This window comes from Mycobacterium seoulense (assembly GCF_010731595.1).
GTDB classification, from domain to species: domain Bacteria; phylum Actinomycetota; class Actinomycetes; order Mycobacteriales; family Mycobacteriaceae; genus Mycobacterium; species Mycobacterium seoulense.
In genome coordinates this window covers 1295284-1310888 of record NZ_AP022582.1, presented here as the reverse complement: position 1 = coordinate 1310888, position 15605 = coordinate 1295284, and the positions used below count along the sequence as shown (strand labels likewise).

General features: G+C 65.0%; 17 protein-coding genes. 8 read left to right on the top strand and 9 right to left on the bottom strand.

Going from position 1 to position 15605, the window contains the following annotated elements; genetic code table 11:
* Nucleotides 1–52 precede the first annotated feature (52 nt).
* The gene (locus G6N37_RS06050; RefSeq protein ID WP_163677303.1) at nt 53–274 is read right to left on the bottom strand and encodes an MbtH family protein; all 222 of its coding nucleotides are present in this window, start codon (nt 272–274) and stop codon (nt 53–55) included.
* 1124 nt (nt 275–1398) lie between these two features.
* Between G6N37_RS06050 and G6N37_RS06045 the strand changes: the two genes are divergently transcribed.
* The 4 genes from G6N37_RS06045 to G6N37_RS06030 all read left to right on the top strand — a co-directional run bounded on the left by G6N37_RS06045 (nt 1399) and on the right by G6N37_RS06030 (nt 5026).
* Complete coding sequence (locus tag G6N37_RS06045; protein WP_163677300.1) at nt 1399–2178, top strand: GAP family protein; 780 nt, start codon at nt 1399–1401, stop codon at nt 2176–2178.
* 120 nt (nt 2179–2298) lie between these two features.
* Nucleotides 2299–3855, top strand: coding sequence for a succinic semialdehyde dehydrogenase (locus G6N37_RS06040; RefSeq protein ID WP_163677297.1), 1557 nt, complete (start codon nt 2299–2301; stop codon nt 3853–3855).
* A gap of 72 nt (nt 3856–3927) precedes the next feature.
* The gene (locus tag G6N37_RS06035) at nt 3928–4506 is read left to right on the top strand and encodes a cyclic nucleotide-binding domain-containing protein (RefSeq protein ID WP_163677294.1); all 579 of its coding nucleotides are present in this window, start codon (nt 3928–3930) and stop codon (nt 4504–4506) included.
* 85 nt (nt 4507–4591) lie between these two features.
* Complete coding sequence (locus tag G6N37_RS06030) at nt 4592–5026, top strand: DUF4383 domain-containing protein (RefSeq protein ID WP_163677291.1); 435 nt, start codon at nt 4592–4594, stop codon at nt 5024–5026.
* A 15-nt stretch (nt 5027–5041) separates the two neighbouring features.
* Here G6N37_RS06030 and G6N37_RS06025 read toward each other — a convergent pair whose 3' ends face one another.
* From G6N37_RS06025 to G6N37_RS06015, 3 genes are all read right to left on the bottom strand, one after another.
* Entirely contained in the window at nt 5042–5869 is an 828-nt protein-coding gene (locus tag G6N37_RS06025) for an isocitrate lyase/PEP mutase family protein (protein ID WP_163677288.1), read from the bottom strand.
* A gap of 125 nt (nt 5870–5994) precedes the next feature.
* Entirely contained in the window at nt 5995–6759 is a 765-nt protein-coding gene (locus tag G6N37_RS06020; RefSeq protein ID WP_163677286.1) for a cutinase family protein, read from the bottom strand.
* A 160-nt stretch (nt 6760–6919) separates the two neighbouring features.
* Nucleotides 6920–7219 (bottom strand): hypothetical protein, encoded by a 300-nt coding sequence (locus G6N37_RS06015; protein WP_163677283.1) that lies wholly within the window; start codon nt 7217–7219, stop codon nt 6920–6922.
* A gap of 175 nt (nt 7220–7394) precedes the next feature.
* On the opposite strand from G6N37_RS06015, the gene G6N37_RS06010 reads away from it, so the two are divergent.
* Both G6N37_RS06010 and G6N37_RS25825 read left to right on the top strand, forming a co-directional pair.
* Nucleotides 7395–8069: a DUF2510 domain-containing protein gene (locus G6N37_RS06010; RefSeq protein WP_163677279.1), complete on the top strand. Its 675-nt coding sequence runs from the start codon at nt 7395–7397 to the stop codon at nt 8067–8069.
* A gap of 14 nt (nt 8070–8083) precedes the next feature.
* Nucleotides 8084–8242 (top strand): hypothetical protein, encoded by a 159-nt coding sequence (locus tag G6N37_RS25825; RefSeq protein WP_167527365.1) that lies wholly within the window; start codon nt 8084–8086, stop codon nt 8240–8242.
* Between the two features lie 22 nt (nt 8243–8264).
* Here the strand turns inward: G6N37_RS25825 and G6N37_RS06005 are convergent, their stop codons facing one another.
* The gene (locus G6N37_RS06005) at nt 8265–9167 is read right to left on the bottom strand and encodes an alpha/beta fold hydrolase (protein ID WP_163677276.1); all 903 of its coding nucleotides are present in this window, start codon (nt 9165–9167) and stop codon (nt 8265–8267) included.
* Between the two features lie 149 nt (nt 9168–9316).
* Between G6N37_RS06005 and G6N37_RS06000 the strand changes: the two genes are divergently transcribed.
* The gene (locus G6N37_RS06000) at nt 9317–10585 is read left to right on the top strand and encodes an aldose epimerase family protein (protein WP_232075312.1); all 1269 of its coding nucleotides are present in this window, start codon (nt 9317–9319) and stop codon (nt 10583–10585) included.
* A 255-nt stretch (nt 10586–10840) separates the two neighbouring features.
* Here G6N37_RS06000 and G6N37_RS05995 read toward each other — a convergent pair whose 3' ends face one another.
* Nucleotides 10841–11071, bottom strand: coding sequence for a DUF6400 family protein (locus G6N37_RS05995; protein ID WP_163677273.1), 231 nt, complete (start codon nt 11069–11071; stop codon nt 10841–10843).
* Between the two features lie 245 nt (nt 11072–11316).
* Here G6N37_RS05995 and G6N37_RS05990 point away from each other — a divergent pair, with 245 nt between their 5' ends.
* On the top strand, nt 11317–11745 hold the full coding sequence (locus tag G6N37_RS05990; protein WP_163677270.1) for a DUF4189 domain-containing protein: 429 nt from the start codon (nt 11317–11319) through the stop codon (nt 11743–11745).
* Between the two features lie 83 nt (nt 11746–11828).
* On the opposite strand, the gene G6N37_RS05985 is transcribed toward G6N37_RS05990, so the two are convergent.
* From G6N37_RS05985 to G6N37_RS05975, 3 genes are read right to left on the bottom strand one after another with little or no spacing between them, the layout of a single operon-like run.
* On the bottom strand, nt 11829–12020 hold the full coding sequence (locus G6N37_RS05985) for a ferredoxin (protein ID WP_163684675.1): 192 nt from the start codon (nt 12018–12020) through the stop codon (nt 11829–11831).
* A 49-nt stretch (nt 12021–12069) separates the two neighbouring features.
* Nucleotides 12070–14433, bottom strand: a complete 2364-nt coding sequence (locus tag G6N37_RS05980) for a CaiB/BaiF CoA transferase family protein (protein ID WP_163677267.1) — start codon at nt 14431–14433, stop codon at nt 12070–12072.
* Nucleotides 14434–15600: a CaiB/BaiF CoA transferase family protein gene (locus tag G6N37_RS05975; protein ID WP_163677264.1), complete on the bottom strand. Its 1167-nt coding sequence runs from the start codon at nt 15598–15600 to the stop codon at nt 14434–14436.
* Nucleotides 15601–15605: the final 5 nt, after the last annotated feature.

The following is a 15605-nucleotide window of genomic DNA, read 5'->3' as shown; positions in this document are numbered from 1 at the left end:
TAAGTCCCCCCAAGAGCTTTCCCAACTCCTTCATACCTAGACCATCTACACATCACAAACCGGGAGCGGCCAACCTCTCACGCAGGCTCTTCGGCCGGATGTCGGGCCAGTTCTGTTCGATGTACTCGAGGCACGCGGCGCGGTCGGCCTCTCCGTACACCACCCGCCAGCCGGCCGGCACATCGGTGAAGACCGGCCAAAGGCTGTGCTGTTCCTCTTTATTGACCACCACGAAAAATTTGCCGCTGTCGTCATCGAAGGGATTGGACTGCATCGGACGACCTCCTAGAACCGAGACGAGAACTGCAGAAGTCCTACGCGCAGCACAAAAAGCTGTGCAGCGCTTCAGGATTGGCCGTTAGTTTCGACCAGTGTGCCGATCCACCCATGGGCACGACGCCGGTGGGCGTCGTCGCGGATATCCCCGTGGTGATGTGACTGGCTGCAGTTCGGGCCCCAGTTCTTCCCCAGCCCGACTCGCAATACCGTCCGCAATGTCAACGGTAACCCCGAAACCGCGGAAGGCATTCCGCGGGGGTTCCCCGTCGATGCACCAGCGGACCGCTAGCATGCTGGCACGACGACCTCGGATGTCGTACTCCACGGCTCGCCGGTTACCCGCCTGCCCGCGCCGTCAAACCTGTGAATTTCCTTCTTGCATAAGAGATTCGCACGCCCAAGCCGCCGGGCGCATTCTTCGTTCTTCAGCAAAACCAACCTTTGTCCCCGCCCACTCTGTCATCCCGACGCAGAGAAGAGGCCCCACCTTTTTGACGCCCTCCGGCCGCAGCGGCCGCCATTTGCTGACCCGGCACGCACACGCCGCCGAAACGACCGCACTCGCTTTGCGATCACGTTCCGGTTCACCCCACGGCAAGCAGCCCTCTGGCTGCGGCATGACGGGGACGAGAACCGGCATTGACGCATCGTAGTTGCCAACCGCGACCGTTGAGATGGTTTGTCAACCTTTTTCGAATTACCACCGGCGCGGCCGGGAGAGAACACCGCGGGAGCTTGCTGGTTCCCGGCACCGAACACGGCGGCGACTCCTACCCACCGGCACTGCGCCTTAGCTGGAGACGGAGACGCTGCGCCAGCGGCATCGCACCCGACGGCCGTTGGCCTCCGCGGCTGGGGCCGCGGCTGGCTACCTCACCGCCCATGGGCCCCGCCCGTTGTGATTCGCCTCACGAGGGTTTGCTCCGGCGCATTCACGCGGGGTTGGCGGAGCGTTCATCCGTCCATGCCGCCGCGAGCGGCGTCCGAACGTGTTGCGTGAGAACGGGATTTCGATTCGCCGAATATGCTCGGCCGGCCAAACTGGTGCCGTCCTTCTCGGCGACACCGACCCGCGGCGCGAGGGTTTAGACACCGGGGGGCCCGGGTAGAGCTGCGGCAATGTGGGGGTCAGTGCTGGGGTTGGGAATTCTGGCGGCGCTCAATCCGGTGCGCCTCGGCCTTGCCCTCCTGATGATCTCCAGGCCGCGACCCGGGCCGAACCTGCTGGCCTACTGGGTCGGTGGTCTGACCGTATGCGTGCCCGAGCTGCTCGCGCCGCTGATGCTGTTGAACTTCACGTCCGCGTTCGGATCGTTCCGGCATGGTTCGGCCGGCCCGGCGGCGAGCTCCACCCTCCCGCACATCCAAATTGGCCTCGGGGTGCTCAGGTTGTCGATCGCCGCGCTGATGGCGGTGCGCTTCTGGACGCGTCGGCGGGCGGAGGCGCGCGCGACCTCGAGGTCGACGCCGGGCCCCGGGGCGCCGATCGCGGTTCCACGATTCCTGAGCCGCGCACAAGACGTCTCCCCCGAGGACCGCTCCGGACTCCGGCGGCTGCTCCACCGCGCCCACCGCGCGTGGGAGAAGGGGTCGTTGTGGATCGCGTGGGTCATCGGCTTGGCGTCGGTGCCGGTCGACGGGGTTCTCTTCATTCTCGCGATCATCGTGGCGTCGAGGGCTGCGGTCGCCACGCAGGTCAGCGCCTCCATCGCGTTCGTGCTGCTGATGTATTCCGTCGTCGAGATGATCTTGGTCGGCTATGTGGCCGCGCCGGCCCGAACCCACGCGGTATTGCGTCAGCTGCACGACTGGGTGCGGGCTTACCACCGGCAGATCCTGGTGACGGTATTCACGGTGGTCGGAGTGACACAGTTGGCCCAGGGCATGCAGATCCTCTGAGCCGGCGATGCCGCCGCCGCATGACCGGGTGGTGTGCCGAGCTGAGCTTTCTGGTTGGTCCGACACCGCACGGCATAGCCTGGTGTCTTGACCGCCCGTGCTTCTGCGAGAGGAAGCGACATGCCTGCACCGTCAGCCGAAGTCTTTGACCGTTTGCGTCAGCTGGCCGCGATCAAAGACGTCACCGCCCGCGAGACCAAGGCGATCGACGAGGTCTTCACCGGCAGACCTCTGACCACGATCCCCATCGGCACGGCCGACGACGTCGAGGCGGCCTTCGCCGAGGCGCGCGCCGCCCAGGTCGAGTGGGCGAAGCGGCCGGTCACCGAGCGCGTCGACGTGATCGCCCGCTATCGCGACCTCGTCATCGAGAACCGCGACTTCCTCATGGACCTGCTGCAAGCCGAGGCCGGCAAGGCCCGCTGGGCGGCGCAGGAGGAAATCGTCGACCTGATGGCGAACGCCAACTACTACGCGCGCGTCGCCGCCGACCTGCTGAAGCCGCGCAAGGTGCAGTCGCTGCTCCCGGGGATCGGCAAGACCACGGTCGCCTACCAGCCCAAGGGCGTGGTCGGGGTGATCTCGCCATGGAACTACCCCATGACCCTGACGGCGTCCGACTCGGTGCCGGCGCTGCTGGCGGGCAACGCGGTGGTGCTCAAGCCGGACAGCCAGACGCCGTACTGCGCGCTGGCCTGCGCCGAGCTGCTCTATCAGGCCGGGTTGCCGCGAGCGCTCTACGCGATCGTGCCCGGGCCGGGCTCGGTGGTCGGGACCGCGATCATCGACAACTGCGACTACTTGATGTTCACCGGCTCGACCGCCACCGGAAGGCAGCTCGCGGAGCATTGCGGCCGCCGCCTGATCGGCTTCTCGGCCGAGCTCGGGGGCAAGAACGCGATGATCGTCACGCGGGGGGCCAACCTCGACAAGGCGGCCAGGGCGGCAACCCGCGCGTGCTTCTCGAACGCGGGCCAGCTGTGCATCTCCATCGAGCGGATTTACGTCGAGAAAGACATCGCCGACGAGTTCACCGGTAAGTTCGGTGCCGCGGTCCGGAACATGAAGCTGGGCACCGCGTACGACTTCTCGGTCGACATGGGCAGCCTGATCTCCGCGGGCCAGCTGGAAACGGTGACGGACCACGTGGACGACGCGAAAGCCAAGGGCGCCAAGGTGATCGCGGGCGGCAAGGCACGGCCCGACATCGGGCCGCTGTTCTACGAGCCGACGGTGCTGACCGACGTCGCGCCGGAGATGGAGTGCGCGGCCAACGAGACCTTCGGGCCGCTCGTCTCGATCTATCCCGTCGCCGACGTGGACGAGGCGGTCGAGAAGGCCAACGACACCGCGTACGGGCTCAACGCCAGCGTGTGGGCCGGCTCGTCCGCGGAGGGCGAGCAGATCGCCGCACGGTTGCGGTCGGGAACCGTGAACGTGAACGAGGGCTACGCGTTCGCCTGGGGCAGCCTCAGCGCCCCGATGGGCGGAATGGGTCAATCCGGCGTCGGCCGCCGGCACGGCCCCGAGGGCCTGCTGAAGTACACCGAATCCCAGACCATCGCGACGGCCCGTGTGTTCAATCTCGATCCGCCCCTTGGCATTCCGGGGACCGTGTGGCAGAAGTCGCTACTGCCCGTCGTGCGGACGATCATGAAGCTGCCCGGCCGGAACTGACTTTCGCCATTTGTCGGGCAATTCCGCGTTACGCTCCTCGATATAGCGTCAAGTCGCACGTCAGGAGTCCGCATGAAGGCCGACGAAAAGCAATATGAGGAAGACGCTCGCCGGTTGCGCCAGTACGCAACCTTCGCGAACTTCTCGGACGCTGAACTGCAGCGTCTCGCCCGAGCGGCTCACCGCACTTCGACGTCGGCTCCATTGCCGCTGATTCATGAGCAGACGCCGTCGGACTCCTGCTACATCCTGCTCAGCGGCGAGGTGGGCGTGTACGTCGGGCGGGACCGCATCGCCGTGCTCGGGCCGGGCGAGGTGATCGGCGAATCGGCGCTCCACCGTGGGAAACTGCGTTCTGCGACCGTAACGACGATCGGGCCGGCTGAGGTACTGCGTATCGAGCGCGACGATCTCGCCAGATTGCTCGACGACATCCCGGCACTTCGCGAAATCATTGACGCGTCTGTCGCGCGACACGTCCCGGTAGACCTGCCCCCGAAGCCAAAACCGGAGCGCACGAAATTGGGCGCTTCGGTCCGCACCGAGCTGGTCGAGCGGTTTGAGCAGGCCGCCGACAGCGCCGGTGTGGACGTCGCGACCGCGCTCGAAGACGCGATCACTCAGTGGATCGAACGGAACGGCACAGCGTAGCCATCGCGGCCCGCCGTTTTCGTTGCCAGGGTCTACTACTGAGCGTAGTATCTGGGCTATCCCACCGTGCACAAGGGGGTGCAACGTGAGGTGGAGTTTCGCCCAGATCGGGCTGCTGATCATTTGCGCTTTTCATGTCGTGCAGGCGGTGATCGGCTTCATCATGAATCCGAGCTTCGCGACCGGGCCGTCCGCGCCGACCGTGCAATTGCTCGGCATGGACTATAACGGCTGGCACGCCGTCGCCGGTCTCGCCCTGTTCGCTCCCGGCCTGGTGTTCGCGATGCGCAAGTCCTGGGCCGTCCTGTATCTGCTGCTGGCCGCGATAGCCGGTGCGCTGCCGGGCATTTGGGCCTTCTTCTCCCACCAGGTCGCGGTCGTTTTCACCTTTCCCAACAACGTCACCGACGCGGTGGTGCACCTGGTGACCGCGGCGGTGATGGTGGCGGTGGCGGCCGTGCAGATCCGCATGGACGGTGGACTGCGAAACTCTCTCGCCGATCTCCGGAAGGCGCGTTAGGACCTCCGGCCGCCGCTACCCGGTGAACAGCGCGTTCAGCTCGTCGAAGCTCGCCGCTTGGGTCAGTCCCGCGAACGACCCGTCCTCCACCAACTTGCGCGCGGCGGCCAGAAACGCACCCCACGCGACCCGGCTGAAAGCCGACCCGAGGCTGATCCGCCGCACCCCCAGCTTTCCGAGGTCGGTCACCGTCAACCCCGTGTCGGACGACATCAAAACGTTGACCGGGTATGGCGCCACGGCGTCGACGAGAGTCGCGATGTCCGTCCTCGTGCGGATTCCCGGCGCGAAGAGCACCTCAGCTCCCGCCTCGGCGTAAGCCTGCAGCCGCCTGATGGCCTCGGCGAGGGGGTCGGGGTGGCCGTAGAGGAAGCATTCGGCGCGGCCGGTCAGCACGACGTCGGCTCCCGACTCGTCGATCGCCGCACGCGCGGCGCGGACGCGATCGGTGGCCTCGGCCGGTTCGAAGAGCGGCGAATCGGCGAGACCCGTGCCGTCTTCGATCGACAGCCCGGCCACGCCGGTGGCCACGCAGCGCGCCACATTCTGGGCGAGCGCCTCGGAGTCGGAGGCGTAGCCGGCCTGGAAGTCCGCGTTGACGGGCAGGCTGACCGCGGCCACTATTTCGGCGATGTTCTCCAGCGCCTCGTCGACGGAGAGCGCGGTCACCGTGTCGGGCAGGCCGCGCGCGAAGCACAGCCCGGCGCTCGTCGTGGCCAGCGCGGGAAAGCCAAGCTTTTCCAGGGCGATTGCCGAGCCGGCATCCCACGGGTTCGGGATGACAAAACACCCCTCTTGATGTAGCCGACGAAAATGCGCTCCAACGCCGCCGTCTGAGTCCACCACCCCGATTATGCCCGCGTCCTGCGGGCACTCGCCGCGCGCGGCGTTCGACCGACATGGGACACGAAATAGCTTGTGCGAATTGATATTCGAGTTGCGCTTCCGGACGTACGCCGAACCCGAGTTCAGCCGGGAGCGCCTGGAAGCCCGCCGGCGCTCGTCGACGCGCCCGGACCCGCAACCCACGCCGGGCCGGAACCTCCGCCAAGGCGACTGGCCGCAAACGCCGCACCCTGGTCGATCATTGCCGTGTTGGTCGAGTACGTGTCATGTGCGGCGAAGTTCATCCCGTCGGAGCAGATCGGATCGCCGGCGGCGCATACCTGGATGGTCTTGGCCTGATAGAGCGGGCCGATGACTACCGGCGGCTCGCCGAAGAAGTTCATCGCCTTGTCGCTTGGCAATGCGAAGAGCACGACCGAGGAGATGTGGTTAGCCACCTCGGGGTCCAACGGTTTGGGCACGCTCGCAGGGTCGATCCCCGCCGGTACGACAGCCGAGGTGACGAAGCCCATCACGGCCGCGCCCTGGGAATATCCGCCGAGCACCATCTTGGTGTTGGGGCAGTCGTGTGCCATCGAAACGACGTGCGCGCCCGCGTCCCTGATGCCCGCCTCGCCCGCATTCGTCCAGTCATGGGTGGCGGGATAGTTGACCGGATATACGTCGAACGAATTTGCGCCAACGCGCGGGCGCAGCGAGTCGATGAATGCCTGCCCGGTCGGACCAAGACCCGGCGGGTCATCGGTACCGCGGGCGAACACCACCTGGACGTCCGGACAAGGATCGGCGGAGGCAAGCGGTATGGCAGAAGCGACGATCGAAGCACTTACGCCCGACACCGCGACTACCGCGGAAGCAAGAAAACAGGCGCCATGACGCGCGGCCATGGCGGTGTTTGCCCAACAACTGCCGTTTCTAAACCACGATTTTTCCTGCGCCGACCGGGTCCTCCCCCGTCACCGGCCAGCTCGCCGTCGTTGACGAGGTTCGCAAGAAACGCACTCGGCGAACTGGGGTTCGTACACCACGAGCTCGATACGTGAGCCGCTACTCGGTGCCGCGGAGGTCGTCAAGGCGCTCGCTCACCCGAGCCAGCGCCGCGTCGAAGATCTCGACCTTCTCGCCGCGCTTTTCGTTGGCCGGCTGGACCGCGCCGCGGGCACCTTCGGCCTCCACCCGGGCCGCACCCTGACGCCGCAAGAGGCTGAAGTTCTTGTCGCGCGCGTGCCTGAGGCGGCTCTGCAATTCCTTCAGCGACTGCTCGTCCATACGCGTGAGAGCCTCGGGATGACTCTCGCCGATCAACGAACTTTCCTGCTGGGTCAGGTTCACCTGGCGGTTGCTCACCGTAATGTCATAGCGGTTACCGGCCACCCGGGCGCATCGAATGCCCGGCCTCGCGCCGAACCGTCACGCCAGGGCCATCTCGGGTTCACATGGCCAGGCGTCTTGCTTCCGTCCCGTTTCGGGCGGCCGGCGCAACGGGTAGCCGGGATGTCTCCGTCGCGACGAAAATGGATACATGCCGTCTGAACAGGCCCCGCCCCCGCCGCAATCGGCGCCGGGCTGGTACCCCGATCCCGCGGGGGTAGGCCACGGGCTACAACGGTACTTCGACGGCACCAACTGGACCAGCGATTGGGCTTTCGCCACGGAGCCGTCGAAGAAGGGCGACTCCGGAAAGGCGGCCCTGGCCCTGGCGGCACTGGGCGCCCTCGTCCTCCTGGTCGTCATCGGCAGGAACTGGGTTTTCGACGAGAAGAAGGACATCCCGTCGAGCAGCTCGGCCACGGCCGCACCGCCCGCACCGACCGAGGCGGCGCCGTCGACGCCGGCCGGTCCCAAGAAGCCGGACGGCGTCACCTTCACCGTTGCGCCGGGCCCGAACGGCGACGTGGTCGACGCGCGATTCGCCATTCGAGACAACTACACCGAGCAGATGATCAAGGACGGCGCCCGGATGGACACCATCGACATTCTCAAGTACGCGAGAGCCACGTATCCCGACGCGTCCGCCGTGAACGTGCAGGGCACCTTCCCGATGACCGACCCGTACGGCAACACCTCGACCCAGGTCGCCATCGATCTGACGTATTCGCGAGCAACGTTGAACAAGATCAACTTCGACGGCATCACCAAAGCCAGCATCTGGGAGATTCGCGATTCCGGCACGATCCTCCCGGCGTTTCAGCCGTAGGCGATAATCGCGTCGTGCCCGCCGAACCCCCACGCCCCACTCCGGCCGCGCCCAAGCCGCCGACTCCGCGCGTCACGCCCGAGGACCTGGAGAGGTTCGGTGACGAGGAGCAGATGCGCGCGGCGTCGGACGAGGGCCGCCTGCGCGACGAGCGACCGCCGCATCACGGCTAGCCGATCCCAGACGACGAGTGGTTCAGTCGGCGGCGACGCGGTCGATGTGGGCGAGGAAGTGCGTCAGCACCGCGTCGGGCGCCTCGATTTGGGGCCAGTGCCCGATGTCGTGGGCCAGCATCACGACATTGGGTTCGGGAATCACTTCGGCGTAGCGGCGCGCCATGTGGGCACCGGAGTTGGGGTCGACCGGCCCGTCGATCAACCGCATCGGCACCGCGGTCTGGCGCATGGCACGCACCCACCGATTGCGGTGCGTGTAGCGATCGTTGATGAACCGGCCGACCTTGTGGAGCACGCGGCGACCGTCGTGGTAATCCAAGATCTGGTTGAACACGTCCATCATGTGCCGGGTCGGCTTGGTGTTCGGGCCGAACATCTCGCGCAGCGTCGGCTCTAACAGCCGCCGGGACACCGGGCTGTTCTGCACATGACTGAAGATGTCGCCCAACGGGGTGCCCGACATCAGCTTCTGCGCCGCCCTGGGCGTGTAGGCCTCGATGAACATCCCCCCGTTGAGCCAGGTGATCGAGTCGATGTGCCACTCGCCGTACGTTTGTTGGCCGAACTCGTGACGGGCCAACAACTCCTGGCCCACGGAGTCGCCGATGTCGTGGGCCAGAATGTGCGCGCTGCCGATGCCGAGGTGCGCCAGCAAAGCTTCGTGCATGTCGGCGTGGTCCGTCACCGAGTACTCGTAGGCCACGGGCTTGGCGGAGAACCCCATGCCGATCATGTCCGGGGCGATCACGGTGAACCGTTGGGACAGCGTAGGCCAAATGCGGGCCCAGTCAAAGGAATTGAACGGATATCCGTGAATCAGCAGCAATGGCGGTCCGCTGCCCTCCACTCGGTAGAAGATGTCGAACCCGAGGTAGTCGAAGTACTCCCCGGAGTCCAGCCAGCGTTTGAGTTCAGCGTCCATGACAGCCATCATCCTTCGGCCATCGGGGTTCGCGCGAGCGGTCACCGCGCAAACTGCTCGATCACCACCGGGAATGCGCCGTGAACTCGGTGTTCCGATCAAGCCGATCCGCGCGACGCCAGCGCTATCCTCGACCAGGGTCTGGCGCGGTGATCACGCCGACGGCCATATCCTTCCTCATCACGAGCTGCCGGGGTGGTTTCGGTACCAATGCGAGGAGCGCGATGCGCGGGAAACGGCTACTTCAACTGATCGCACTCGCCGGTGCGACGGGGCTGGCGGCATGTGGCAACACGACGACGAACTCCACCGCGGACAGTGGCAATAGATCGATGCCCGCAGGTCCGCCATCAATCACCAGCGAGCCGTTCGGTCAAGTCGGTGGGACCCCGGTGATCCGCTACACGCTCACCAGCGGGCACGGCGTGCGCGTCCGAATCCTGACCTACGGCGGCATCATTCAGTCGATCGAGGTCCCCGATCGCACCGGACGCGTCGACAATGTGGTGCTGGGCTTTCCGACCCTGGTCGGATACCTGAACAACACGGGGCCCGCCAAGACCTATTTCGGCGCGATCATCGGCCGCTATGGCAACCGGATCGCCAAGGGATCTTTCCCGTTGAACGGCAACGAGTATCACTTGCCGACCAACAATAATGGCAACAGCCTGCATGGCGGCACCGCGGGATTCGATACGAAGGTGTGGCAGGCCACTCAACAAAACGGTGGCGACAGCGTGAGCCTCAAGCTCCAATATGTCAGTCCCGCAGGTGAAATGGGCTATCCCGGAATGCTGACGACTACCGTCACCTACACCCTGGGCCAGAACAACGAACTGCGCATCGACTACCACGCGACCACCGATGCGCCGACCGTGATCAACCTGACCAATCACAGCTACTTCAACCTGGCAGGTGAGGACACGCTCGACGTCTACGACCAGAAGGTCACCATCTATGCCGACAACTACCTTCCAACCGACCCCACACAGATCCCGACCGGTCAGATCGCCCCGGTGAAGGGCACACCGTTTGATTTCACATCACCGACCGCTATCGGCGCGCATATCAGCGCTGATGACCCGCAGCTGTTGCTGGCCCGGGGTTACGACCACAACTGGGTGATCAACCGCGGCAACAACAGCGGGCCGGTGGTGGCGGCCAGGGCCGAGGACCCGAAGTCTGGGCGCACATTGACTGTCTCCACGACCGAGCCAGGTCTGCAGTTCTACACGTCCAACTTCATCGATGGGACGTTCACGGGCACCAGCGGGCATACCTACCGGCAGGGTGCGGGATTCACGATGGAAACCCAGCACTACCCCGATTCTCCGAATCACCCGACCTTTCCGAGCACCACGCTCAACCCGGACCAGACCTACGACTCGACAACGGTTTTAGCCTTCAGCGCGCGATGACCGGTTGGCGAGCACACAGCATCGACTGTCCTGGTCACATCGTGCCCGGCGGGTCAGGCGGTGCGGCGATGCGTGTCCGTCGACCAGAGATGACCGCAATCCGAGCACTGCAAGTGCACCAGCGTCCCCCTGTTGCTCAGCAGGTACTGCCAGTGCGTATCGCAGTTCCGCCGGTCGCGGCATTCACCACAGTGTGCGCGGTGGTCGCAGCGCGGACAGGGCAGCCAGGCGCGGCGGCTACGGTCGGCCGTCGGATCAATCGGTAACACGATCAGCCGTCCGTGAGGGCAGGACGCCGGCGCGGACCAGCTCGTCGTAGACCCGCTGCTGCTCGGCGTCCAAGTTCGAGTAGAGCATGTCGTAGGCCGTCTCTTCCTCCGCGAGGACGGCGACCGGGTCCCAGTCGTCCCCCATCGCCTCGAGCACCGCGCTGCGTCGACGCGCCTCGTCGAGGGTCAGGTCATAGGCAAAGTTCAGGTCGGCCATCGCGCTCCCAGCCATCAGATACACGAACGATGGTTAGGATGACCTAATTGACGCTGGTCAGGCTATGAGGTGCGTCACTTTAGCTGGTTGAGGCTCGTCACAATCCGCCTCGCACGGGGGCACCCCCTGTGAAGATTTGCTACGCGCGTGTCAAGGCCTTGTTAATGACGGGGCACATCCCCCGGTGAGCGAGCACCGTATTACTACGGCGCTCCTTACTGCCCGGGCGCCGCGAAAGGAAGCACGTGTTCAAGCCTCTTGCGTCCGCCGTTGTTCTTGCTGTCTGTGCTGTCGAGCTGGCCGCACCGGCACAGGCCCAGGGTGGTGGGTACATCGTGATCGCGGGCTCGGATTCCACCCACGCTGTCGAAGTCACGGTTGGCAGCAACACGGCCAGCCTCGGCGACGTTGAGGCGTACGCGATGAGTCATTGCGCCGAGCGGCATGGCGCAACCGATTGCCACGTTCTTGCCGAGGGCCGGGGTGGCTGTGTGGCCCTGTCGGATAACGGCCACGGCCTGGTCGGCGGCTGGGGCCCCACCCGCAATGCCGCCGGCGCCGCGGCGGCGGCCAGGGTGGTGTCGGGGCAGGCAAACGTCGACGGCACTCGCTGCGTCGTCGACCCGGATCTGGTCTCCTCTGCCAGGAACTTCTCGTTCGTGGCCACACAGTAGCGAGGCCGTGGCGCGCTGTCGCCTTGCGCTGCCCAAATCGTCCGTTTTTTATGTATCGCCCCTCTGCGGGATCACTGGCGTCGTCATTCGTCCATGCTGATGGCGCGCTCAGGGCAGTTCGCAATCGCGATCAGCGCTTTGTCTTCCCATTCCGGGGGAACGCTGTCGACATGAACGAATGCCTTTGCGTCGTCGTCGACGTCGAAAATCTCGGGATAGGCCAAGGCACAGCGACTGTGACCCTGGCAGGCATCGAGGTCTATCCGTAAACGCATCGTTGCCCTCTCCCCTGCATCCGAAGTCAATCGAAATTCCGACATGCGGTTATTCGACGCCCTTGAGTCGCGAGCCAACCACAGATTCTGCGGCAAGCGCCTCGACTGCGGCCTCGTCCAATCCGAGCAGTTCTTTCAGGATCGACTCGTTGTGCTCTCCCACGGTGGGTGCTGAGGACCGACACCATTGACCGACACTGCGGAATCGGAACGGAATGGTCGGCACGTGGTGCTTACCGACAATTGGGTGATCCACTTGTTCGAAATAGCCACGCGCGGCCAGCTGCGGGTGTTGAGGACTGAGGCGCGCATCGTAGAGCTGTGCGGCAGGAACTCCGGAAGCCGACAGCGCGGCCGCCGCATCGACGCAGTCTTGGCCGCCGGCCCACTTTTCGAGGTGCTTGTCGATCAAATCATGTGCACGCCAACGTCCGTCGTGCGTGTCGAGCGAGGGGTCATCTGCCCAGTCGGGCTGACCGAGCACAGTCTTCAGCGCAGTCCACTGCTCATCGGAGGCGACGGAAATAGCCAACCATCGTTCGTCACCGCGGCATGGGTACAGGCCCTGCGGGGCTGCGTCCCTGCTCCGGTTGCCTAACCGCGACAGTATGGCGCCGTAAGCGGTGTACTCAATCGGCTGCTCAGCGGCAGCGTTGAGGGCCGCCTCCACCATCGAAACTTCGACGAAAGAGCCACGACCGGTCTGCTCACGCCGCCTCAGGGCGGCAAGCATCGCAAAGGCGGAATGCATGCCTGCCAGCGGGTCACATGGGCCACGTGGGATCCGGGGTTGGTCATATTCGTGGCCGGTCACCCACGCCATGCCGGTCATCTGCTCCATGGTCTGCGCGAAACCGACATTATTCCGCCACGGTCCGTCCAGACCGAAGGCAGGCATGCGGGTCATGATCAGCCGTGGGTTGACGGCACTCAATGCTTTCCACGTGATACCGAAATTCTCAAAGACGCGCGGCGAGAAATTCTCGACCACAACGTCGACTTGTTCGACAAGCCGGAAGAACACCTCTCGGCCTCGCGCGGAGGAAAGGTCGAGGGTCAGGCCCTGCTTGTTGGTGTTGGTGGCCAAGAACATGGCCGAACGTTCCCACCAGCTGGGTTGGTCAATGAACGCTGCGGCTGTCATCCGCGCGCCGTCCGGATGCTGAATCGACTCGAGGTGCATCACGTCGGCGCCCAGCGCGGCGAGGATGTGGGTGGACGAAGGCCCGGCCCACCACGCCGTCGCGTCGATGATGCGGATGCCCGCCAAGGGAAGGCTCCCGGCTGATCGGGCGGTGTCCGGTTGCCTCGGCTTCGCAGGAAGCTCAACGACATTGAGCTCTCCGAGTCGCGGCGCGGGCTTGGGTCTGCTGCCCGGTCTCGTGCCGTCGATGCGGTAGGGCGGAAGCGGATGGGTGAATGAGCCGTCGGCGCTGACGCTCCAGACGCCGCGGGCGTTGAAGTGGGGGTGGTCGAGAACGGTCTGGCCGTTGTTGACCTGTGCGACGGGAATGCGAAGTGCCGAGGCGAGGTCGACGATCTCTTCGGTAGTGTGCCGGGTGGTCCAGTCACGGACGATCTTGTTCCATTCCTCCATTCGCTCGTATCGAGTCGGCGCGAGGGCCCAGGCCGGGTCCTCTTCGAGAAGGTCGTAGCGCTCGATCATGAGCAAGAAGGATTCGAATTGCTGACGGGTGTTGGTATTGAACCCAATCCAGCCGTCGGCTGTCGGCTCGATTGAGGGCAGTTCAGTCATTCGCGGCGGAGCCGAAATCGGCGGACTGCCCGCGAGGGCGTAGTACATGTCGATGAAGCCGCTGGCACTGAGGTGGCATGCCTCCATCAGCGAACAGTCGATGATCTCGCCGCCGCGTCCGTCTCGGGCGCTGAGGTATGCAGCCAAAGCACCGACCGCCGCGTAGCTTCCGAGAACCCATTCGAACACCCGGCCCCCGGCTTGGAGCGGAGGCTGATCCGGTCGAGCTCGCAAGCCCATGGTCCCGCTTTCGGCCTGCAGCGTGAACTCTGTCGCAGGCTTGTCGCGATACGGCCCGGTCAAGCCGAACGGTGACATCGCTGCGATTACCAGATGCGGCAATCGACGAAGCAATTCGTCGTGGTCGATCCGTCCGCAGACTCCGGCATCGATCACGATGTCGGCTCCGGCGATCAAATCGTCGATGTGCGGTTCACCGTAAACCCCCACGGCCGAGCGCTTTCCGGCGTTCAGAAACGTGAACAGGGCCCCGTCGTCGCCCGCGCGCCGCCCCGTCCCCCTGCGGCGAAGCCGATCGCCCTGTGCTGACTCGACCTTGATCACTTCGGCGCCAACGTCTGCGAACAGCTTGCCGCAGTACGGTCCGGCAATCTCGTCGGCGATCTCGACGATCCGCACACCCTGGAGGATGTTCATTCAGATCACTCCGTCTCGGCGGAGTTGAGCGAGTTCTGATTCATCGCAGCCGGCCAGCGTCCTGAGCACCTCGTCGGTGTGTGCGCCGACAGCCGGCGGGAGGTCCGCGGCGAACGGACGGTCCGGCCTCGTCTTGACAGGAATTCCGATGAGTCGCAAGGGCGGTCGGCCGTGGTCAGGCGGCTCGTACACCATGCCGCGTGCTTTGACGTGTTCGTCGTCGAGAAGATCGGTGCTCTCGAAGGCCGGCGCTCCGGCGATATCGGTGGCGATGAAGAACTCGGTCCACTCACGGCGGGTACGGCTCTTGAAGATGGTGGTGAGTTCACCGCGCAGGTGTTCGTCTGCTTGCGGGTCGGCGCCCAGGGGGGCTTGTCCGGATTCATAGAGATCCGCCCGGTCCACTGCGTCGCAGAATCGACGCCAGAACTTGTCTTCCAACGCGTTGAACACCACGTAGTGGCCGTCGCTGGTCCGGTAATACTGATACCGCAACGACGCCTGCATACCGTCTGAGTAGCCGAACAGCCCGTTCGCGAGCGCCGTCAGTTTTTGGAAGTTCCACGCGATCGCGGCGTCGACCTGGGAGACCTCGACGTATTGCGGTTTCGCGTCGCGGTGAGCGCTGTGAAGTGCCGCGAGAACGGCCATCGCGGCATAGAGAGGACCTGCCAACACTCCCGTGGTGCCGGTGGCGCCGGCCGACAGGCGCGGGGTTCCGTCGGCTTGAATCACCGGCGGGTTCAGGCCGGCGAAACAATCGAAGGACAATCCGTGCGTGGGAAGCTTCGCGTATGGGCCGTAGCTGCCCATTCCGTTGAGGCTGCAATAGACGATCGTGGGGTTGATTGCGACGACGTCGTCATAGCCGAGGCCGAGTCGCTCGGCGGCTCCCGCCCTCAAGCCGTCGATCACCACCGTGGCCTCGGCGGCGAGGCGGCGAAAGATCCCAACGCCCTTCTCCGATTTCAAGTTGAGCGTGACGCTCTTCTTGCCGCGGTTCCACTGGAGGTTTTGCACGTTGTCCGGCGGGAAGAGGTCGCCGCGGAATCCGCCTCCCCCAGGTTGTTCGACCTTGATCACCTCAGCGCCCAGGTCGGCGAGGTGCCCACCGAGGGCGTCAGGCGAGAACAGAGACAGCTCGAGGACACGGACATCGTGAAGCACAGCCG

What these genes read in the sequence shown, in the direction of transcription:
- G6N37_RS06050 (WP_163677303.1), bottom strand. Translation starts at nt 274, where the DNA reads ATGCAGTCCAATCCCTTCGATGACGACAGCGGCAAATTTTTCGTGGTG.
- G6N37_RS06045 (WP_163677300.1), top strand. Translation starts at nt 1,399, where the DNA reads ATGTGGGGGTCAGTGCTGGGGTTGGGAATTCTGGCGGCGCTCAATCCG.
- G6N37_RS06040 (WP_163677297.1), top strand. Translation starts at nt 2,299, where the DNA reads ATGCCTGCACCGTCAGCCGAAGTCTTTGACCGTTTGCGTCAGCTGGCC.
- G6N37_RS06035 (WP_163677294.1), top strand. Translation starts at nt 3,928, where the DNA reads ATGAAGGCCGACGAAAAGCAATATGAGGAAGACGCTCGCCGGTTGCGC.
- G6N37_RS06020 (WP_163677286.1), bottom strand. Translation starts at nt 6,759, where the DNA reads ATGGCCGCGCGTCATGGCGCCTGTTTTCTTGCTTCCGCGGTAGTCGCG.
- G6N37_RS06010 (WP_163677279.1), top strand. Translation starts at nt 7,395, where the DNA reads ATGCCGTCTGAACAGGCCCCGCCCCCGCCGCAATCGGCGCCGGGCTGG.
- G6N37_RS06005 (WP_163677276.1), bottom strand. Translation starts at nt 9,167, where the DNA reads ATGGACGCTGAACTCAAACGCTGGCTGGACTCCGGGGAGTACTTCGAC.
- G6N37_RS05995 (WP_163677273.1), bottom strand. Translation starts at nt 11,071, where the DNA reads ATGGCCGACCTGAACTTTGCCTATGACCTGACCCTCGACGAGGCGCGT.
- G6N37_RS05985 (WP_163684675.1), bottom strand. Translation starts at nt 12,020, where the DNA reads ATGCGTTTACGGATAGACCTCGATGCCTGCCAGGGTCACAGTCGCTGT.
- G6N37_RS05980 (WP_163677267.1), bottom strand. Translation starts at nt 14,433, where the DNA reads ATGAACATCCTCCAGGGTGTGCGGATCGTCGAGATCGCCGACGAGATT.